Source organism: Elusimicrobiota bacterium (genome assembly GCA_026388155.1).
In the GTDB taxonomy this organism is placed as follows: Bacteria; Elusimicrobiota; Elusimicrobia; order Elusimicrobiales; family UBA9959; genus UBA9634.
The window spans coordinates 20,975-39,622 of record JAPLKI010000005.1 but is presented as its reverse complement, the minus strand read 5'-3'; the positions used below and the strand labels follow the sequence as shown (position 1 = coordinate 39,622).

Sequence of the window (18,648 nt, the reverse complement as noted above, 5' to 3'; positions counted from 1 at the left end):
GCGTCTGTGTAACTTTCCCCGCTATCCGCCCAGGGCTTCGGCGCCGCCCACTATTTCGTTCAACTCGGTGGTAATTATAGACTGCCGGGTTTTATTCATAATAAGAGTGAGCCCCTCTATAAGCTCCGCGGCATTTTTTGAGGCCGACTCCATGGCGTTCATGCGGGCGGCCAGCTCCGCCGCCTGCGATTCCAGCAGCACCCGGTAAAGCTGGGCTTTAAGCTGGCGCGGCAAAAGCGCCTCAAGCAGACGGGCCTTGGACGGCTCAAAATTGAAATCCCCGCATTTAAGCTCAATGCCGCTTGAGAGCACGCGGCTTTTAAGCGGCAGCAGATCGTCGGTAACTATGCGCTGGGCGAGCATGGACTTGAATTCATTGTAAATGAGCGCTACACGCTCAATATCGCGCCCGAGAAAAAGCTCAAGCACCTTTCCGCCCAGTATTTCTGCCTTGGCGTAATCAGCTTTGGGAAAAATATTCACCATTTCAAAATATAACTCAAGATTAAGGCCTTTCAGGCGCTTCAGGAAATCCCTGCCCTTCCTTCCCACCGCGATCACATAGATTTTCTTGCCGCGGTATTCCTTCAGCCAGGAGAGCGCCGCTTTAAACAGATTGGTGTTGAAAGACCCGCAAAGCCCCCTGTCGGCGGTTACGAGCACCAGGCAGACGGCTCCCGTATCAGGTTTTTCCTCGAACAATTTATAAGCGGGGGAAGCCTTAAAATCTTCCTCTCCCAGGTCGCAATAAAGGTCCCCGATAAGGCTGTCCATCTTATCGGAGAAGGGCCTCGCGGACAAAATACTTCCTTGGGCGCGCTTTATGCGCGCCGCGGCCACCATTTTCATGGCATAGGTTATCTGCTTGATGCTTTTAACCGAGCCTATGTGTTTTCTGATGTCGCGTATAGAAGCCATAATGTCAGTCTAGAGTCTTAGAGTCTCGGGGTCTAAGGGTCTTGGAGCCGGAGAATTTCAGTATCCGCGACGCTCAGACTCCTGACGCCCAGACTCTCAGACTTTTCCCCGCTTTTCCAGCTCTTTCACATAATCCGCTATGCCGTTTTCCAGGTTCCATTCGGGCCTGTAATTAAGGCGCGCCTTGGTCCGGCGCAGGTCCGCGTGAGTCTTATTCTGATAAAAGGCGTACGGATTTTCTATATACTCAGGGTCCAGGTTCAAACCAAGCCCCTTGTTTAAACAATCAACGACCTTGTTGAAATTTTCGGGTTTGCCCGAAGCCACATTGCAAACGCCGAAGCCAGTCGCGTCAAGGGCGTTAAAGTTGGCGCGCACCACGTCTTTAATGTATACAAAATCCCTCATCTGCTCTCCGAATTTGAAAATACGCGGGCGCTTGCCCGCTTTCATCTGCAGATAAAGCTGATACATCATGCTTGCCACTTTGCCCTTATAGGCTTCGCCAGGGCCGTACACATTAAAATACCTGAGCCCTGTTAAGGCCATATCCGGGTGGACGGCGGCAAAATCACGCGCGACGTTGTCCATTATAGCTTTGGAGAAGCCATAAACGTTCTCCGGCGCCGGCACAGAGTCCTCTTTCATGGGGCATCCGCCGTTGCCGTATACCCCGGCGGAGGAGGCGTAAACCACGGTCCTCACTCCGTACTGCGCGGCAAAGGCAAGCACCGCCTTGAAGCCCTCCACGTTCACCTGCATCATTTTTTTCTGGTCCATCACCGTGGTATCCGTGACGGCGGCTTCGTGGAACACGGCGTCAACTTTACCGACTTTGGCGAACCAGCCGGGGCTTAAAATGTCTTCGCCGATAACATCGCCTTCAAAACCAAGCAAATTCTTAAAATTCCCCGAGGAAAAATCATCCAGAACCGTCACCACGGCTTTGCGTTCGCGCGCCAGCGCGAAGGCTATGTTCGAGCCCACAAAACCCGCTCCGCCGGTCACCAGGTATTTCATTTTAGGCGTCTCCTATGCGAACTCTTTCTTGTATCGCTCCAAAGCGCTGGCCAGCCGTTCTTCCAGTTCTTTGCCGATTTCTTTCTTTTCAGAAATATCGGCGAACAGGTTAGAGTAGTTTTCCTTCATAAACCGCAGCAGGCCATCTTCATACTTCCTTACCTTATCCAGACCGACGTCGTCCCAATATCCTCTTGAACCCGCGAAAAGCGTTACCACCTGCTCGGCTAAAGTGAGGGGGCAATACTGGTCCTGCTTGAGCAGTTCCACCATACGCTCTCCCCTGCGCAGCTGATCAAGGCTGGTTTTGTCCAGGTCCGAGCCGAACTGGGCGAAAGCGGCCAGCTCGTTGTACTGGGCGAGATCCAGCCGCAGCTTGCCGGCTACCTGCCGCATGGCCTTTACCTGCGCGGAGCCCCCGACGCGCGACACGGAAATACCCACATTGACAGCCGGGCGCTGCCCCGAGTGGAACAGGGCGGATTCAAGGTAGATCTGGCCGTCGGTGATCGAAATAACGTTGGTGGGAATATAAGCCGACACGTCGCCCGCCTGAGTTTCGATTATGGGCAGCGCCGTCAAAGAACCGCCGCCGTTCTTGTCGTTAAGCTTGCAGGCGCGCTCCAAAAGCCTTGAGTGCAGGTAAAACACGTCGCCCGGGTAGGCTTCGCGGCCCGGAGGACGCCGCAAAAGAAGCGACATCTGCCTGTAAGCCTGGGCGTGCTTTGAAAGGTCGTCATAGATTATAAGTACGTGCCTGCCCTGCCACAGGAATTCCTCGCCCATGGCGCAGCCGGAATAGGGCGCGAGATACAGAAGCGCGGCCGGCTGGGCGGCTGAAGCGGAAACTATTATGGAGTATTCCATGGCGCCGTTTTCTTCAAGGATCGTCGCCACGCGGGCCACTGTGGATTCCTTCTGGCCTATGGCCACATAAATGCATATAGGCCTTGTTTCCGGCGGCTCGTTTTTCTGGTTTATAATGGCGTCTATGGCTATGGCCGTTTTGCCGGTCTGCCTGTCGCCTATTATAAGCTCGCGCTGGCCGCGGCCTATGGGGATCATGGCGTCTATGGCTTTGAGTCCGGTCTGCAGCGGCTCTTTTACCGGCTGGCGTTCCACCACACCGGGGGCTATTATTTCAACGGGGCGGCGCCTGTCCGTTTTTATCGGCCCTTTGCCGTCAATGGGATTGCCCAGCGCGTCCAGCACCCTTCCCACAAGTTCCCGCCCCACCGGCACGTCCATCACGCGGCCGGTGCGTTTTACTCTGTCGCCTTCCTTGATGTTGGAGTCGGCGCCCATTACCACCACGCCCACATTCTCCCTTTCAATGTTTAAAACCATGCCGCGCACGCCGCCTTCAAAATCCACCAGTTCCCCCACCACAGCGCGCTCAAGCCCGTAAACACGGGCAATGCCGTCGCCCATCTGCAACACCTGCCCCGTCTCGTTCAATTGGGCTTCGGGCACAAATTTTTCTATTCTGGTTCTGATGATCTCGGTTATCTCTTCGGGTCGTATCATTTCAAATACCGCCTTTAATGGAGCTGAAGAGCTGAAGCTCTGAAGCTCTGAAGTAAAAGAGGGAACAACCTTCAGCGCTTCAGCTCTTCAGAGCTTCAGCGCCGGTCTAAACCGCGAATAATTCTTTTTTAAGGCGCGCAAGGCGCCCTTTCAGCGAGTCGCCTATCAACCGATCGCCCATTCTTATTTCAAAACCGCCAAGCACACATCCGGGCGCCGCCTGCACCAGGTGAACTTTTTTGCCGGAGGATTTAACCAGAAATCTTTCAAGCCGCTTGATCTCCGCTTCGGTCAGGGCGTAGCGGGAATAGACTTCAGCTTTCATTACATCGCACCAGGCGTCAAAAAGCCTCGAAGCTTCCTGCACTGTCGCTTCAAAGAGGAAAAACCTGTTTTCCTTTACGAGGAATTCCAGAAAACCGCGCGCGGAACCGTAAGCCGCAGAGGACCCCATGATTTTTTCTATTATTTCTTCTTTTACGGCTCCGTTAATGACCGGGTGAGCCAGCATTTTCATGTAAGGGCCAACGGCGAAAAAGACCTTCTTCAGCGCCGTAATCTTGGCTTTAGCGGCGCTCTCAAGAGCGTGATCAAAACCCCGGCCGTCAAGGCCCATGTAAGCCCTGGCATAGCGATTGGCAAGCGTCTTGTCGGCCGATTTCATTTTCAATTCTCCGAAAGATTAAAAGATTTATTCGCTTTTTCAAGTTCGTCGATTGACTTGGCTATGAGCTGGGAATTGGTTTTCGGGTCAAGATGTTTTTCGATCAGTTTTTCAGAAACCGCCAGAGCAAGCCCTACGACCTTTTCCCTAAGCTCGCGCACTACCGCGTTTTTCTGCGAATCCGTTTCTTTTCTCGCCGCCGCCACTATTAAAGCCGCGCTTCTGTGCGCCTCTTCAATTATCCTTTCTTTTTCTTTTTCGCCTTCGGCTATTGCCGAATCGAGATGGCGGGAAATCTCGGTTTTAATCTCGGCGAATTTAATTTCCAGTTCTTTTTTTATTTTTTCAGCTTCGGCCCTGGCGCTCTCAGCCGCCTCGAGGTCGCGCTTCAGCGCGCTTTCCCTGTCCTCCACCGCTTTTAAAAGCGGCTTCCAGGCGGTCTTTGAAAGCACGAGGACCAGCAGGACAAAGCAGGTTATTGTCCAGAAGGTCAGGCCGAATTCCGGTTTAATTAAGGCTTCCATAAATAACTCCAGTGTAGAGTATAGAGTAGATAGTGTAGAGAGAAAGCCAAAAACCCAAAACGTGAATCTGTGATCTTAAATATCGAATCTTCTATGTCTCTACACTATCCACTATTAACTCTCAACTGCTTATTTGTGCGCTTCGGTCTGCGCGGCTTCGGACGCCGCCGGAGCCTGGGGCATGCCGAAATTCATAACCGCGAGCAGGCAGATGACCAGCGCGAAAAACGCGAGGCCTTCCACCAGCGCCGCCGCTATGATCATGGTGGTGCGCAGCGCAGGGCCCGCTTCCGGCTGGCGGGCCGTGCCTTCAAGGGCGCTTGAGGCCAGCTTGCCTATGCCGAGACCGGCGCCCACAAGGGTGAGGCCGGCGCCAAGCCCGGCTCCTATATAGCCAAGTCCAAGGAATGTCAAGTCGTTCATATTTCAGCTACCTCCATAATTTTAATATCAAACCAAAAATTTCCTGCTCACCTTCCCCATCCCCTATACGCCAGCCCCTATCCCCTGCTGTTAGTGCGGGTGCATTGCCGCGCCCGTGAAAATAGCGGTCAGGAAAGTGAACACATAAGCCTGCAAGAACGCCACGAATAATTCCAGCAACAGGATAAAAAGCACCAGGGCCACCGATATCGGCGCCACGCCGAACCCGATAGCCAGGCCGAACGACCCGAAGATGAAAATAAAACTTATGAAAGCCAGTATTACTATGTGGCCGGCTATCATGTTGGCGAAAAGACGGATGCACAGGGCGAAAGTTTTTGTGACCAGGCCTATTATCTCGATGGGGAAAAGCAGCGGGTAAAGCCAGAGCGGCACGCCCTTCGGGACGATGTGCGCGAGGTAAGAAAAAAGCCCCTGTTCCTTTATTCCGGCGAAGTTAACGAGCGCGAAAGTGGTAAGCGCCAGCCCCGCCGTGACGGCCAGGTTGCCGGTGGCGGTGGCCCCGAACGGGACGATACCCAGCAGGTTCATTGTAAGGATGAAGAAAAACAGGGTGCAAAAATAACCCACATAGGCCGCGCCTTTGCGGCCAAGATTAGGCAAGACCACCTCATCACGCAGGAAAAGCACCACTATCTCGATCATTGCCCGGAACGGAGCAAGCGCCAGGGAGCGGCTGCGTATTATGAGAGGGAAGACCACAAGCAGTATGAAAGCCGCGATGCCCATCATAAGCAGGTGTTTTGAGACCGGAAACTTCAGCGGCCCAAGCGAGGCCCAGGCCCACACATGGTCAACAACGTGATGTTCAAGTATCTCTTTTAATCCCATGTTTTTTAAGCGGAATGACTTCAAAAATCAGCTGAACAAGTATAAGAGAAATCGCGAACGGAACTATAATTATATATTTTTCGCGGCGCAATAACCAAACCGCCCCGGCCAGAAAGACAAGACGGTACAGCAGCCCGCCCACAAATACGGAATAAAAAACAGGGGCCGGCGAGTTAAGCGTTTTTTTAAGCGTCCAGCGGGCCAGCGCCCCGTTGAAGGCCCCGGCGGCAAGCCCCGCAAAGACAGCCATCCAGACTGAATCCATTACTCCCCTTCTTTTTTGAAAAGTTCCCTGATGACCAGATAAAACCCCGCCGCCATACCGCCGGCCGAGCCGCCGAGCATGAGCCAGGGAGAAGTCCCTATTTTCTTGTCCAGCCGATAGCCGGCCCAAAAACCAAGCAGCACGCTTACGGCCAATTCCAGGCCTATCTGCGCGTATTTCCAGTAATTATCCTCCGCGTTTTTCATTTATAAAATTCTATCATTTTCAAAATGTGCCCGCTGAAAAGACACAAGACTGAGATTATCAGGTTCAGCGGTTGAATTCCAGGACATTTTTGGCGCAGTATCGGTGAACTCTTTCCTGCGGCCTCAGACGGCTAACCTGAAAGTTTCAGTTGAAACTTTCCCTTCGCGGAGCTCAGGTGCGCTTCGCGCGGCATACACCTTCGGAAACCTGGCGCGCATTGCGCTTGGTTTCCGACCCGCTACTGCGGGGAATCCTGCAATACTTCTGTTCACCTGATTTCTCAATGGAAACCCGGTTGGACTGCAGGATTCAGGCTAAGACATAAAAGATAACCCGGAACCGTGAACCGCTGAACCCTGAACCAAAAACAGCGAACCCTGATGCCGCGAACCTGAGCAGTTACAAAACTCCGCTAAAATGTTAGAATCAATTTCATGGACCAGGAATTCAGGAAAAAAATACTTATCGTGGATACGGAGGCCGTCCCGGCCGGAGAACTTAAAACTTTTCTTGAGGAGAATGATTACAGCGTCCGGCACACCGCGGATTACCAGCAGTCCATGACGACCATCCAGGACTGGAAACCCGACCTGGTAATTTTAAACATTCTGATCCAGGCCTTCAATCCGCTCGGTTTCATAGGCGACATAAGAAAAAACCCGTTCACGGAAAAACAGAAAATAATAATTTTTTCCAAAACCCCGAAAACCGAAATAGTGACCGGCCCCGCCCCCAGGGTGACAGGCTACCTCACAAAACCGATCGACTTTGAAGAACTTAAGGCGACCCTGGCCAAAGCGCTCAGCGGAGTGGACACACGGGAACACCCCGCGATCATGATAGCCGATGACGACGAAGAATTTTCCGACCTGGTAAAAATGTTCCTTGAGGCTAATAACTGCAAGCCGGTGATCGCGAACGACCCGCTGAAAGTGATGCAGATGCTTAAAGAAACCCGGCCGCGGGTTCTGCTGCTTGACCTGATGATGCCCGGCATGGACGGCTTCAAAATAATGGAGGAAATGCAGGAAGAAACGGAAACGGCGAAAATACCGATTATAGTTTTAAGCGGCCTGCGCCTTGAAAATTTTCAGGAGTGCGGCGTAATTACGGGGCTCCCCGAAATAGTGACCAGGGAAATGCCGAAAGAATTGCTTTTAAAGCTGATAAAAGAACAGACGCAGAACGACCGTTCCGCGCCGGCCGGACAAAGCGAGCCGCGTATCGCCGCGAAGCCGCGCGTGCTGATAGCCGACGACCAGACGGAACTCTTAATGCTGATAAAGGAAGCGGTGGAAAGCGCTGGCTTTGAGGTGTTCACTGCCTCGGACGGCCAGGAAGCGCTTCAGGTAATTTTCGAAACCAGCCCGGATATAGTGGTGCTGGACTATAACATGCCTATTAAAAACGGCCTTAGCGTGGCCCAAAGCCTGAAGGACAACCCGCTGTTCGCCCATATCCCCATAATGATCTGCACCGCCTTCGGCGAGAAAAGCGCAAAGCTGAAAGGCCTCAGCATGGGCATAGACGATTACCTTATAAAACCCGTGGATACCGACGAGCTGATAGCCCGCATCCGCATGATACTCAAACGCAACAAACTGGTGCTGGACACCAACCCGCTGTCCAAACTGCCCGGAAACCCCTCGATACAGGCGCGGGTGGAGCGCGAAATACAGAAAAACCTTCCCTTTGCCGTGCTTTATCTGGACCTGAATAATTTCAAGGCCTATAACGACACTTACGGTTTTGAGGCCGGAGACCGCGTTATCAAGGCCACCGCGAACCTCTTGGTGAAACTTACCATCAGGAATGATAATTCCGAAGAATTTATAGGCCACATAGGCGGCGACGATTTTATAATTGTAACCAGTTTTGAAAAAGCGGAGGACCTGGCCAGGCGCATTACAGCGGCTTTTGACGAAATAGCGCCGTCCTTCTACTCAAAAGAAGACAGGGAACGCGGGACCATAGTTTCCACCGACCGTCAGGGTAATATTAAAAAATTTTCCTTCCTCTCTATCTCAATAGGCATAATCCACAACCGTCTGCGGCCGATCCACTCCTTCGCGCAGGTCAGCAACATAGGCGCGGAATTAAAAAAAGCGGCCAAAGCCGCCGAAAAAAGCCACTATGTGATTGACCGCCGCAGGGACTAAGATTTAAAATCGCGGATTCCAGATCAAGGTTTTTTGGCTTCCGCCGGATGTTACAGACACCCGGACAATTCCCCGTTCCACAACAACTATTGGGGCCTGCCGGGCGTGCCCAAACAAAACGCCGTCCGCTTTTACAGCGGACGGCGTTTAATTTATGGACCGGCTTATTTCGCGTGTTTGCCGATGAACTTCGCCAGTTCGAACATGGTCACCTGTTTTTTACCGCCGAAAAACTTTAGAAGCTTCTCGTCAGCGTTGATGTTCCTTTTGTTCTTCTTGTCCTGCAGGTTGTACTTCTTTATGTAGACCCAGAGTTTCTTCACGATTTCGGTGCGGGGTACCGGCTTGTTGCCGATGATGTCCGAGAGAATCGTGTCGGGTGTCATGGGGGCCATGAACTTAGAGTTCGTCTTAGCTGTTGCCATTTGTGTACTTCCTCCTTGAGATTACTGCTTTCCAATGCATATTAATCTATTTTTCCACTGTTTTGTCAATAGAAAAAATAAACCGGCTCTTTTAAATCCGGGGCCCGGCCTTTACAATAGCCCCATTGGTAACACCGAATTTGGCGAAATTTTTGGTAAAAAGGCCGGCCAATTCCAGATATTTAGCCTTGTAGGCGGCCTTGTCGGGCCATACATTTTCCGGGTTGAGTATATCCGACGGCACTCCGGGGCACTCAAGCGGCAGCTCAAAGCCGAAAACAGGGTCCCTGCGGAATTTAGCGCCGGAGAGAGAACCGTCAAGAGCGGCGTTTAAAAGCGCCCTTGTGTTTTGAATGCTTATGCGTTTGCCCACGCCGTACGGCCCGCCCGCAAGCCCCGTGTTTATAAGCCAGCAGTGCGCGCTGTTCGCGCGCATTTTCTTTTCAAGCAGTTCGGCGTAAACGGAAGGATGGTGGCTCATGAAAGGCGCGCCGAAGCAGGCGCTGAACGTGGCCCTCGGCTCTTTAACGCCTATCTCGGTATTGGCCACCTTCGCCGTATAGCCTGAAATAAAGTGATACATCGCCTGTTCATAGGAAAGTTTCGCGATAGGTGGCAGAACGCCGAAAGCGTCGTAGGTAAGCATCACTATGTTCTTTGGATGGCCGAACACCTCTCCCCTGATCGCGTTGTTTATGAACTCAAGCGGATACCCGGCGCGGGTGTTTTCGGTAAGCGAGCCGTCATTAAGGTCAAGCTCGCGCGTTACAGGGTTGTAAACCACATTTTCAAGCACCGTGCCGAAACGCCCCGTGGTCGCGTAGATCTGCGGTTCGGCCACCGGAGAAAGGTTTATAACCTTGGCATAACAGCCGCCCTCAAAGTTGAAGATCCCGTCATCCGACCAGGCATGTTCATCATCGCCTATCAGCCGCCGCTCCGGATCGGAGGAAAGCGTGGTTTTGCCGGTGCCTGAAAGTCCGAAAAATATGGCCGTGTCGCCTTTGGGGCCCAGATTGGCCGAGCAATGCATGGGCATTACGCCTTTTAGAGGAAGCAGGTAATTCATTATGGTAAAAACGGACTTCTTTATCTCGCCGGCATAGCCGGTGCCGCCGATAATCACGAGCTTTTGCCTGAAGTTGACCAGAATGAACGTGCCGGAACGGGTTCCGTCAACTCCGGGGTCGGCTTTGAAACCAGGGGCGGCAATAACAGTAAACTCCGGTTTTACCGCCTCGCCCGCGGACGGCTCTATAAACATATTTTTGGCAAAAAGGCTGTGCCAGGCGTACTCGGTTATGATCCGCACACCCAGGCGGTTTTTGGGGTCGGAACCCGCGAAACAATCGCGGACATATATATCCTTGTCCGAAAGATAGGTCGTAATTTTTCCCGCGAGGGCGTCGAATTTAGTTTCTTCAAAGGGGACATTGTAATCCCCCCACCAGATATGTTTCCGGCTGGTTTCTTCTTTTACCACAAATTTGTCCTGAGCGGCCCGTGCGGTGTGGAAGCCGGTTTTAACGGCAAGCGCGCCTCCCGCGGCTATCTGCCCCTCTTTCTTTGAGACAGCGTGCTCGTAAAGCTCCGGTGCGGAAAGGCTGCGGAATATTGTTTTTGAGGTTTTTACGTCAGGCAATACGGTTGATGTTTTGGTTTCCATAGAGTCCTCATCAGGAGTCAGAAGTCAGAATATAGTAGACAGAATTCAGAATACCGCCTCCCGACTACTGACTACTGTCTACTGTATTCTGTATTACTCAATCCAATATTTTCCTGATTCGCTCCACGCCCTCAACGATGTCTTTTTCAGCCCCGCAGTAACTTAAGCGCAGATGCCCCTCAAGCCCGAATTCTATGCCGGGCACGGCAACAACCATAGCTTTCTCAAGCAGCATGGCGGAAAGTCTGGCTGAATCGCTGTCGTAAGCGCTGAAATCGGGAAAACAGTAGAAAGTGCCCTGCGGCTTATGCAGCTTAACCTTTTTCAGCTTGGCAAGTTCCGCCAGCATGACATCGCGCTTTTTTTCAAGGCCGGAGCGCAGGTTTTCCACAAAATCGTCAGTGCCGCGAAGCGCGCCAAGGGCCGCTTTCTGGCTTAAAGCGGAAGGGCAGGAGGTGATCTGCGCCTGGACCTTCGCCATGGCTTTGGTAATGGCTTCGGGTCCCACACTCCAGCCTATCCTGAAACCCGTCATGGAATAAGTTTTGGAAACGCCGTTTACGGAAACAATTACCGAATCTTCAAGGCCGCGTTTTGAAAATGAAAATGCGGACGGCGCCCGGACTCCGTCAAACATCAGGCGGTTGTAAATATCATCCATAAGAAGGTAGATATTGCGGTCTTCGCAGATTTCCACCATCTCCCGTATAAACTCCGCATCATAAAGCTGCCCCGAGGGGTTATTGGGACTGTTTAAAAGCACCGCTCTGGTATTTAAGGTTATATGGGCCTCAATGTCGGCCACCGTCGGCACAAGCCCGCCCGGACGCGGCGGCACCGCCACGGGAGTGCCGTAAACCATTTTGACCATTTCAGGATAGCTTACCCAGTAGGGGGCCGGAAAAACCACCTGGTCGCCGGGATTAATGACCGCCATCAAAAAATTGTAAATGGCCTGCTTGGCGCCGGAAGAGACGACAATATTTTTTGGCGCGGGCTTAAGGCCGTAATGTTTTTCGGTGTAAAGACAGAGTTCTTTTTTAAGTTCCGCCGTGCCGGCGGTCGGGGTATATCGGACAAAACCGGCGGAAAGGGTTTTTTCAGCTTCGTCGCGCGCTCCTGAAGGGATTTTTTCTTCCGGCTCTCCCCCTCCCAGGTGTATAACCGGCTTTCCCTCGGCTTTCAGGTTCCCTGCCAGCTCATTGAGCTTTAAGGTAGCCGATTGGCCGATAGACATCGCGAGTTTGCTGAGGTTCATATATAGGGGAGCGAATAGCGATTAATAAATAGTGAAGAGCGCTTAACCGCCGACTATCTACTGAAAATCTAAGGCGCGGGCGGGAATCGAACCCGCGAATAGCAGTTTTGCAGACTGCCGCCTTACCACTTGGCCACCGCGCCGTTATTGTTACATATTACAAAACTTGGCATAAAGAAAAAACTGCCGCCCGCCTCATTTGCTAAAATTAGGGAAGAGATTACAGCGATAATCCACAACGATTACGGCGATGGAGAATTTTATGAGAAAACTAATTTTGACAACAGCATTAATCGGGTTTGGCGCGGTCGCACGCGGCGAGATCATAACCCTTAAAGACGGCACAAAAATAAACGGTGAGATTACCGGCGAAATGGACGGCATGGCGCTTGTAAAAACAGAATACGGCTCTCTTACCATAAATAAAAAAGACATACTTAAACAGGCCCCGGACGCTGTCGCCGTATCAAGCGCCGTTATCGCCCAGGCCGCGGCGGCTGCCACGGGAGAAACCCCTGTCGCAAGCCCCGCGCCGGCGCGGGCAAAATTCACTTTTATAACCGTAAAGCCCGACACCTCCACCGTGCAGATGTTTTATTACGAGGGTTCGGTTGTTATAGCCACTGAAACTTTTTCGGCCGCCGGCGCCCCGCTTGGCCTCGAAGGGGCCGTCAAGGACGCCGCCTATACGGAATATTACGACACCGACGCCCCGAAAACAGTAAAAACCATGGCAAACGGAAAAGTCACCGGGACGCTTAAGGCCTTTTTTCCGAACGGAGCGCTTCAGACTGAAGCGCAATACTCCAACGGAGTCCTTGACGGCCCGGTCACAATACGCGGCGAGACCGGGATATTGCAGTTTGAGCAGAGTTTCAAAAACGGCGTGCCGGACGGCTGGTTCAGGCAGTACGACGCCCAGGGCAATGTAAAATCCGCTACTCTCTACACCGACGGCCGCGCGGCCGAAAACCCGGACCGGGCCGGGCCAAAACCGGAACCCCGGCAAAAGGAATCCCTAAAAGAGCCGGGGAATGAGTCAATGGTAACGGCAAAAGCGCAGAGCCTGGCGCGCGGCGAACGCTTTTCCTTTTACCTCAACAATAAATATATCGCCCGTATACACCTGGACAAGGAATTCAACATCGTGGGCAAAGACGGCAAAGCGCCGGACGGGACCGTTCAGGTGTATTCAAAAGACGGCAAGCTGGAAAAAGAATTTGTTTTTGAAAAAGATGAGGTGAAAATCCTGCGGGTTTACGAACCCGGGGGCGCGCTGAAGGCCGAATACGGCTACCAGGAAGACAAAGCGGTAAAAAAATAAACAGTTCTATGACGCAAAAAAAGGCCGCCCCTTTACTGGGACGGCCTTTTTAAATTACTGGGCCCGGTAGGACTTGAACCTACGACCCAGCGATTATGAGTCGCTTGCTCTAACCAACTGAGCTACGGGCCCATTAAATCCGTTATTAAACCCCAACGCAATCGCTGTAATCGTTTTTTTAATCCGTGTAATCACGCGTCTGCGAAAGACTTTGCGAGCAGACATTATTTTATCACTTTTCCCGGGTATTTCCAAACAGAACCTAAAACCGGGGGCCCCGGTTTTTTTATACAATGAGTTTTGTCCGGCTGCGGTACGGGGAAAGGCTGATCAATGAACCATAAAACAAAAATACTTTTAGTTGACGACGAGTACGCCATACTTGATTTCATGATGGCGGCGCTTACCATCGAGGGCTACAGCGTAACCTGCGCCTCTGACGGCAACGAAAGCGTGGCAAAAGTAAGCGCCGAAAAGTTTGACCTAGCCGTGATGGACATCATGATGCCGGGCATGGACGGCATAACAGCACTCGGAGAAATTAAAAAGATAGACCCTGAAATAGAAGTTATAATGGCCACCGGCCACGGCACAATGAGCACGGCTATTCAAAGCCTGCGCAAGGGCGCCTTTGATTACCTTCGCAAGCCTTTCGAGATAAAAGAGCTGCTGGCCGTGGTTGAAAAGGCCCTGGAAAAACGCAGATTCAACGACCTCACTAAAGCCATTTTCTCCACCATCAAATCGGAAGAACTGCTGAGAATAATCATTGACTCCGTAACGCGCACGCTGAAAGCCGACGAAGCCGCGCTGGTCCTTTGGGACAAGGGCAGACGGCCTTACATAGCGGTGTCGGAAGGGCTTGAGGATGAAGCGCGCAAATTGTCACGACTTGAACTGTGCACGCGCGCCATGACCCGCTTCGCCAAGGACGGCATAAACCCCATGATGCTGATAGAAGAACCCTTAAGCGATGCCGAGATAGGCGCCATAACCGGCATAGGCGAAATTAAATTCACCATGCTGCTGCCTATAATGGAGGAAAACACTTTTACGGGAATAATAAATATCAGCCGCAGGCAGTCAGGAGAGCACTTCACGGAAAATGACATGCAGCGGGCCAAGATCTTCGGCTCACTGGTAAACCTGGCGCTCAGAAACTCAAATCTGTATAAACAATTGCAGGAAACTCAGTCGCAACTGGTGCAGGCGGAGAAAATGTCGGCCCTGGGACAGCTCGCCGGGGGTCTGGCGCACGAAATCAACAATCCTCTCTCGGGTATTCTGGGCCTTACCCAGCTTGTGCTGGAAAACTCCGACCAAAAAACACAGAATTACCAGGACCTGAAGGAAATAGAAAAGGCCGTGTTCCGCTGCAAGAAGATAATCTCGTCTTTGCTGTCCTTTGCCCGACAGGAAAAACCGCGCATGGAGCCGGTAAATATAAGTGAGGCGATAGAAGAAACCCTGGTGCTGTGCGCCCGGCAGCTGGAATTGAAAGGCATCAAAATAATCCGGGATTTCGCTCCGGAACTGCCGCAGGTAACCGCGGATTTTCAGCAGCTTATGCAGGTGTTTTTAAATATGCTGACCAACGCCTGGGACGCCATGGCGGACGGCGGCGTCCTTACCATAAGTACGCGGCTTACCAAGTCAGCCGGCGCAAGAACGGAAGTGGAGATCGCCTTTTCCGATACCGGACCCGGCATCCCCGGCGAAGTAATAAACCGCGTCTTTGACCCGTTTTTCACCACCAAGCCCGTAGGCAAGGGCACGGGGCTTGGCCTGTCAGTATGCCTTGGCATAATTAACAGGCATAACGGCAGGATTGAGGCACAAAGCCCCGTGAACGGCGGCTCCGTATTTAAAATTTACCTGCCGGTATAAAAATGATCAAAAAAATCCTCGTTGCGGACGACGAAGAAATTATCCGTAATTATGTGACGCGCGCACTTTCCAGCCGCGGCTACTCCGTGGGAACGGCCTCTGACGGCGCCTCGGCGCTTGCGCTGGCAAAAAAAGAAGAATTTGACCTTGTGATTTGCGACCTTAAAATGCCGGATATGCGGGGCGAAGAGGTGATAAGAGAGCTTAAAATACTGCGGCCGCGGACTAAAGTTATCCTGATCACCGGTTCCGTCTCCGACATTTCAAATCCCGTAACGCAAAGAGTGGCGGTGGAAGGCTTTCTTATAAAGCCCTTCGGCATAAACGAGATACGGGATTTGGCGGCGAAGGTGATCGGGGCGGGTGATTAATGTATCCCGCATTCGTCGGATACTTTACCCTCCTCCTCCATTATTGAATCGACTGTGTTTTTTTCATCCTCTGATAACTGAGGAACTGTTTCCGAGCGGTAGAACCGCCTGAGTAGTTCATAAAATTTTTTCCTGTTCCGGCTGTCCGTTATTTCTCCGCCCGGATTCCTTTTAAGACCGGCGCTGTTAAAACCCGGCTCCTTCATTTTAAGCGCCCAGTATTTGGCCTTGGCCTCAAGCGCGGCACTTTGGCGGGCGGCCAGCCGCGCGCTCCTGGCGCCACAGGTTTGAACGTCCCAGCCGGTTGGAGCGTCGCGTAAATCCCTGAATGAAAGATTAAAATCTTTGCCCAAAGATATGGGCGACATGGTTCCCAGTTCCGGCAGATCAAAGTCGTCGGACCACTCCGGCGGCACCATTTCCGGCTGCCGCTCAGCCTGGCCCTCGACAGTGTGCAGAACCGCGCCCGTGCGCGGGTCTATCAGCTTGGCTATTATCGTAAGATGCTCCGCGGTGCCGAACACCGTGCCCGTTATTACGGCGTCGCTGGTGTTTACCCCCTCCTCCCTGCCGCCGGGCGTTTTGCGGGTAACGCCGGCCAGTTCCAGTTTGCGTTCCCCCAGCACCCTATCCAGCTGGCCGCGTTCCAATAAATTAACTTTGCCGGATTGCGAAAGGCCGGCAAGCAGTTTTTCGGAAACATATTCGCTCTCCTCGCGCGAAGTCTGGGCCTTGCGCGAAAAGCCTATTACGGCTATGGTTTTTACTTTTTTGTCGGCGGAATATCTGGCGAAGTCATTCGCCATTGTCTTATAAACATCCTCGGAAGCGGAGGCAAAAAAGGCTCCCTGGAAGAGCGCGAGGATGGAGGTTAGAAAGATTTTCGCTGCCGCAGAGTTTTTTCCGTTCATAACCCCTCCATACCCGCAAACATACTATAACAGAGGGAATTATGAAAAAGAACAGATAATTGTCAAATTTTAATCAAATCGCGGGAAGAAGGGGTTAGTGGCCAGGGACTAGAGGATGGCGACGGTGTAAGGAATTCCTTCCCTAACCTCTATCCGCCAACCTCTATTCTCTATAGTTATTCGAATTTATATCCGTGGCCGGTAACGCTCACAATATGGGCGCCTATTTCAGCGCCCAGCTTCTTTCTGAGCGAGGATACATGCACTCCGACGGTATGCGGGTCATTGTAGCTGGCCGGGTCATAGCCCCATACGGCGTTAAGCAGGTAAGGCACGTCCAGCACACGGCCCTCGCCGGTTATCAGGGCGGTGAGCAGATCAAATTCCTTGCGGGTGAGCCGTATCACCTCGTTCTTTTTGGTGACGGAACGGGCAGCGGGGTCAATTACCATACCCAGCCTGGAAATCCTGCCGGTATCCGAACGGAAAGCTTCGTATCTTTTCATCACGGCTTTCATTTTGGCCAGCAGCACCGGAAAAGAAACGGGCTTTAAAATATAGTCATCGGCGCCCTTGTTATAGCCGGCAAGTATATCCTCCTCGGCTATTTTTCTGCCGGAAATTATTATTACGGGCACACCGGCCAATTCCGGCGTCTCTTTGATCACCTTGCACAAAGCAAAACCGTCCAGGCCTCTCATCTCGGCGTCGGTTATTACAAAGTCAGGGCTGTATTCCCTGGCCAGCATTACGGCTTCGGAACCGTTATCGGTATGCGCCACCTGAAAACCATGACTTTCCAGATAACGCCGGGTAGAGTCCAGCACCACCCTATCGTCGTCCACCAGCAATATTTTATTAAGCATAGAAAAACCAGAAGTATTATACTTTTTTATTAAAATCCGGCAGCTGCCCTGATCTATTAAAACCCCAGGGTGGCGGAAAGGCCGAGTATAACAAAAAGCCTGGTCCCCTTAACGGTGTTGAATTTCCCCGGAGCGACAGGGGCGATATCAGTGTTCCGGTTCTTTGTAAAATCCAGCCGCGTAAACGGCTCAAGCACCACATTGCCCCAGCCCCTCGAAAGCGCGAAAGACGCGTAATAACGTTCGGTCCCCGGCTTCAGACTGTCCCACTTGGAAAAAGCGGGCTGCCTGACATAGCCAAGCTCGTATTTAAAACCTGCCTTTTCACCGGTTTTCCTCTCGTGTCTGAAAAAGAGCTGCTGCAGGTTGCGCCCGTACGGGCTGCCGAATGAAAGCCCCTGGTGATCCTCCACCGGGTACCAGTGATGCGTATAAAACTGGCCGCTGACGCTTTGGAATTCAAGGAGGAAACGGTCGCGGTCGGTTTCGGCGACCAGGCCGCCGGTATAGGAATTCAGCATCAGCCTGAAGCCGAAAGGGAAAATATACTTTTCACCTTTGTGATTGCTTTGCCAGACAGCATTCACATCGGTACCAGCGTCCTCATAATAAAGCTTCGCTTTTTTAACGGAACCCGGCAGGAATTTTTCCGGCAGGTCAAAGGTTATGTCGCAACCCAGATAACCGTCGGTATCGTAACGGTTCCCGGGAACATTCTCGTTTGCGCCAAGCAAAAGTTTTGGATATTCCCAAAGTTTATACACGGGCCTGCCGGGCCCGCCGTAATAAGATGTCCTGGTCAGGCCCAAAGCAAGCGCGGGCCACGGTGAATACTGCGCCCGCACCGCAAGCAGCTGCGGAGGTTCGGAGCCGGAATCATTATCATAAAGCCAGCCGTTTAACGCCAGAAAATGCCAGTCGCCCAAAAGCCGCAGCGGTTTTTCATTGGCTATCCGCAGCATGGGGAACGGCGCCGCATTCTTTGAAAGCAGCAGGCCGTTTTCAGCCGGGCCTATATTAAAACTGTCTTTACCAAGCAGAACCGACAAGCCGGCGAACCTGACGCTGAAATAAAGCTTAAAGATCTCGGCGCGCGTGAAGTTATCTTCCAGACTCTGTTTCAGTTCAAGGTAAGCGCCTGTTCCTGAAGAGATATTCACCCGCGCGCTTTCAAACTCCAGCAGGTTCAGGCCCTGCTTAAGCTTTAGGCCCTCCTGGCCGGGCAAGAAAGCGTTTTCCGCGCTTGAGTATATCGCTTTTGAGGTAATGGCCGTGTTCACAACGCTTTCGCCGCGGCCCGCGGCCGGAAATAGAACAACCAGCCCAAAAACCGCAAGCCGGGATTTTAAATTTTTAAAGCTCATAGAGTACCGACTTAACG

Annotated in this window: 19 protein-coding genes and 2 tRNA genes; 4 read left to right on the top strand and 17 right to left on the bottom strand. The window is 52.3% G+C overall.

From position 1 onward, the window contains the following. Nucleotides 1–21 precede the first annotated feature (21 nt). The 9 genes from atpG to NTX59_01310 form a co-directional block, all read right to left on the bottom strand. The gene (gene atpG / locus NTX59_01350; GenBank protein MCX5784314.1) at nt 22–918 is read right to left on the bottom strand and encodes an ATP synthase F1 subunit gamma; all 897 of its coding nucleotides are present in this window, start codon (nt 916–918) and stop codon (nt 22–24) included. A 96-nt stretch (nt 919–1,014) separates the two neighbouring features. Next, the gene (gene rfaD, locus NTX59_01345) at nt 1,015–1,938 is read right to left on the bottom strand and encodes an ADP-glyceromanno-heptose 6-epimerase (GenBank protein ID MCX5784313.1); all 924 of its coding nucleotides are present in this window, start codon (nt 1,936–1,938) and stop codon (nt 1,015–1,017) included. 12 nt (nt 1,939–1,950) lie between these two features. Next, the gene (gene atpA, locus NTX59_01340; protein ID MCX5784312.1) at nt 1,951–3,465 is read right to left on the bottom strand and encodes a F0F1 ATP synthase subunit alpha; all 1,515 of its coding nucleotides are present in this window, start codon (nt 3,463–3,465) and stop codon (nt 1,951–1,953) included. Nucleotides 3,466–3,571: 106 nt separating this feature from the next. Then, nucleotides 3,572–4,129 carry an ATP synthase F1 subunit delta gene (atpH, locus tag NTX59_01335; protein MCX5784311.1) on the bottom strand — a complete coding sequence of 186 codons (558 nt, stop codon included), beginning with the start codon at nt 4,127–4,129 and terminating at the stop codon, nt 3,572–3,574. A gap of 2 nt (nt 4,130–4,131) precedes the next feature. Further along, nucleotides 4,132–4,653, bottom strand: a complete 522-nt coding sequence (atpF, locus tag NTX59_01330) for a F0F1 ATP synthase subunit B (protein MCX5784310.1) — start codon at nt 4,651–4,653, stop codon at nt 4,132–4,134. A 129-nt stretch (nt 4,654–4,782) separates the two neighbouring features. Continuing rightward, nucleotides 4,783–5,067 carry an ATP synthase F0 subunit C gene (atpE, locus tag NTX59_01325; protein MCX5784309.1) on the bottom strand — a complete coding sequence of 95 codons (285 nt, stop codon included), beginning with the start codon at nt 5,065–5,067 and terminating at the stop codon, nt 4,783–4,785. A gap of 99 nt (nt 5,068–5,166) precedes the next feature. Continuing rightward, complete coding sequence (gene atpB / locus NTX59_01320) at nt 5,167–5,928, bottom strand: F0F1 ATP synthase subunit A (GenBank protein MCX5784308.1); 762 nt, start codon at nt 5,926–5,928, stop codon at nt 5,167–5,169. Then, nucleotides 5,906–6,193 (bottom strand): hypothetical protein, encoded by a 288-nt coding sequence (locus tag NTX59_01315; protein MCX5784307.1) that lies wholly within the window; start codon nt 6,191–6,193, stop codon nt 5,906–5,908. The genes atpB and NTX59_01315 overlap by 23 nt, the downstream gene beginning before the upstream one ends. Continuing rightward, nucleotides 6,193–6,399, bottom strand: a complete 207-nt coding sequence (locus NTX59_01310) for an AtpZ/AtpI family protein (GenBank protein MCX5784306.1) — start codon at nt 6,397–6,399, stop codon at nt 6,193–6,195. The genes NTX59_01315 and NTX59_01310 overlap by 1 nt, the downstream gene beginning before the upstream one ends. 435 nt (nt 6,400–6,834) lie before the next feature. Between NTX59_01310 and NTX59_01305 the strand changes: the two genes are divergently transcribed. Continuing rightward, nucleotides 6,835–8,559, top strand: coding sequence for a response regulator (locus NTX59_01305; protein MCX5784305.1), 1,725 nt, complete (start codon nt 6,835–6,837; stop codon nt 8,557–8,559). 164 nt (nt 8,560–8,723) lie between these two features. Here the strand turns inward: NTX59_01305 and NTX59_01300 are convergent, their stop codons facing one another. The 4 genes from NTX59_01300 to NTX59_01285 form a co-directional block, all read right to left on the bottom strand. Then, nucleotides 8,724–8,984, bottom strand: coding sequence for an SWIB/MDM2 domain-containing protein (locus NTX59_01300; GenBank protein MCX5784304.1), 261 nt, complete (start codon nt 8,982–8,984; stop codon nt 8,724–8,726). Nucleotides 8,985–9,075: 91 nt separating this feature from the next. Then, on the bottom strand, nt 9,076–10,650 hold the full coding sequence (gene pckA / locus NTX59_01295) for a phosphoenolpyruvate carboxykinase (ATP) (protein MCX5784303.1): 1,575 nt from the start codon (nt 10,648–10,650) through the stop codon (nt 9,076–9,078). Nucleotides 10,651–10,747: 97 nt separating this feature from the next. Beyond that, nucleotides 10,748–11,908 (bottom strand): pyridoxal phosphate-dependent aminotransferase, encoded by a 1,161-nt coding sequence (locus NTX59_01290; GenBank protein MCX5784302.1) that lies wholly within the window; start codon nt 11,906–11,908, stop codon nt 10,748–10,750. Nucleotides 11,909–11,979: 71 nt separating this feature from the next. Further along, a tRNA-Cys gene (locus tag NTX59_01285) sits at nt 11,980–12,051 on the bottom strand. 119 nt (nt 12,052–12,170) lie between these two features. Here NTX59_01285 and NTX59_01280 point away from each other — a divergent pair. Next, entirely contained in the window at nt 12,171–13,232 is a 1,062-nt protein-coding gene (locus NTX59_01280) for a hypothetical protein (protein ID MCX5784301.1), read from the top strand. Between the two features lie 58 nt (nt 13,233–13,290). Here NTX59_01280 and NTX59_01275 read toward each other — a convergent pair. Continuing rightward, a tRNA-Ile gene (locus tag NTX59_01275) sits at nt 13,291–13,364 on the bottom strand. Nucleotides 13,365–13,565: 201 nt separating this feature from the next. Here NTX59_01275 and NTX59_01270 point away from each other — a divergent pair. Beyond that, the gene (locus NTX59_01270) at nt 13,566–15,119 is read left to right on the top strand and encodes a response regulator (GenBank protein MCX5784300.1); all 1,554 of its coding nucleotides are present in this window, start codon (nt 13,566–13,568) and stop codon (nt 15,117–15,119) included. Between the two features lie 2 nt (nt 15,120–15,121). Further along, nucleotides 15,122–15,490: a response regulator gene (locus NTX59_01265; GenBank protein MCX5784299.1), complete on the top strand. Its 369-nt coding sequence runs from the start codon at nt 15,122–15,124 to the stop codon at nt 15,488–15,490. On the opposite strand, the gene NTX59_01260 is transcribed toward NTX59_01265, so the two are convergent. The 3 genes from NTX59_01260 to NTX59_01250 form a co-directional block, all read right to left on the bottom strand. Beyond that, nucleotides 15,487–16,401, bottom strand: a complete 915-nt coding sequence (locus NTX59_01260) for a hypothetical protein (protein ID MCX5784298.1) — start codon at nt 16,399–16,401, stop codon at nt 15,487–15,489. The genes NTX59_01265 and NTX59_01260 overlap by 4 nt on opposite strands. A 176-nt stretch (nt 16,402–16,577) precedes the next feature. Next, complete coding sequence (locus tag NTX59_01255) at nt 16,578–17,267, bottom strand: response regulator transcription factor (protein MCX5784297.1); 690 nt, start codon at nt 17,265–17,267, stop codon at nt 16,578–16,580. Nucleotides 17,268–17,323: 56 nt separating this feature from the next. After that, nucleotides 17,324–18,631: a hypothetical protein gene (locus tag NTX59_01250; GenBank protein ID MCX5784296.1), complete on the bottom strand. Its 1,308-nt coding sequence runs from the start codon at nt 18,629–18,631 to the stop codon at nt 17,324–17,326. Between the last annotated feature and the right edge of the window lie 17 nt (nt 18,632–18,648).

Excerpts from the sequence above, each read along its gene's own strand:
- atpA (MCX5784312.1), bottom strand. The coding sequence starts at position 3,465 with ATGATACGACCCGAAGAGATAACCGAGATCATCAGAACCAGAATAGAA.
- NTX59_01250 (MCX5784296.1), bottom strand. The coding sequence starts at position 18,631 with ATGAGCTTTAAAAATTTAAAATCCCGGCTTGCGGTTTTTGGGCTGGTT.
- NTX59_01315 (MCX5784307.1), bottom strand. The coding sequence starts at position 6,193 with ATGGATTCAGTCTGGATGGCTGTCTTTGCGGGGCTTGCCGCCGGGGCC.
- rfaD (MCX5784313.1), bottom strand. The coding sequence starts at position 1,938 with ATGAAATACCTGGTGACCGGCGGAGCGGGTTTTGTGGGCTCGAACATA.
- NTX59_01305 (MCX5784305.1), top strand. The coding sequence starts at position 6,835 with ATGGACCAGGAATTCAGGAAAAAAATACTTATCGTGGATACGGAGGCC.
- NTX59_01300 (MCX5784304.1), bottom strand. The coding sequence starts at position 8,984 with ATGGCAACAGCTAAGACGAACTCTAAGTTCATGGCCCCCATGACACCC.
- NTX59_01310 (MCX5784306.1), bottom strand. The coding sequence starts at position 6,399 with ATGAAAAACGCGGAGGATAATTACTGGAAATACGCGCAGATAGGCCTG.
- NTX59_01270 (MCX5784300.1), top strand. The coding sequence starts at position 13,566 with ATGAACCATAAAACAAAAATACTTTTAGTTGACGACGAGTACGCCATA.
- atpG (MCX5784314.1), bottom strand. The coding sequence starts at position 918 with ATGGCTTCTATACGCGACATCAGAAAACACATAGGCTCGGTTAAAAGC.
- NTX59_01290 (MCX5784302.1), bottom strand. The coding sequence starts at position 11,908 with ATGAACCTCAGCAAACTCGCGATGTCTATCGGCCAATCGGCTACCTTA.
- atpH (MCX5784311.1), bottom strand. The coding sequence starts at position 4,129 with ATGAAATCGGCCGACAAGACGCTTGCCAATCGCTATGCCAGGGCTTAC.
- NTX59_01265 (MCX5784299.1), top strand. The coding sequence starts at position 15,122 with ATGATCAAAAAAATCCTCGTTGCGGACGACGAAGAAATTATCCGTAAT.
- NTX59_01255 (MCX5784297.1), bottom strand. The coding sequence starts at position 17,267 with ATGCTTAATAAAATATTGCTGGTGGACGACGATAGGGTGGTGCTGGAC.
- NTX59_01280 (MCX5784301.1), top strand. The coding sequence starts at position 12,171 with ATGAGAAAACTAATTTTGACAACAGCATTAATCGGGTTTGGCGCGGTC.
- pckA (MCX5784303.1), bottom strand. The coding sequence starts at position 10,650 with ATGGAAACCAAAACATCAACCGTATTGCCTGACGTAAAAACCTCAAAA.
- atpF (MCX5784310.1), bottom strand. The coding sequence starts at position 4,653 with ATGGAAGCCTTAATTAAACCGGAATTCGGCCTGACCTTCTGGACAATA.
- NTX59_01260 (MCX5784298.1), bottom strand. The coding sequence starts at position 16,401 with ATGAACGGAAAAAACTCTGCGGCAGCGAAAATCTTTCTAACCTCCATC.
- atpB (MCX5784308.1), bottom strand. The coding sequence starts at position 5,928 with ATGGGATTAAAAGAGATACTTGAACATCACGTTGTTGACCATGTGTGG.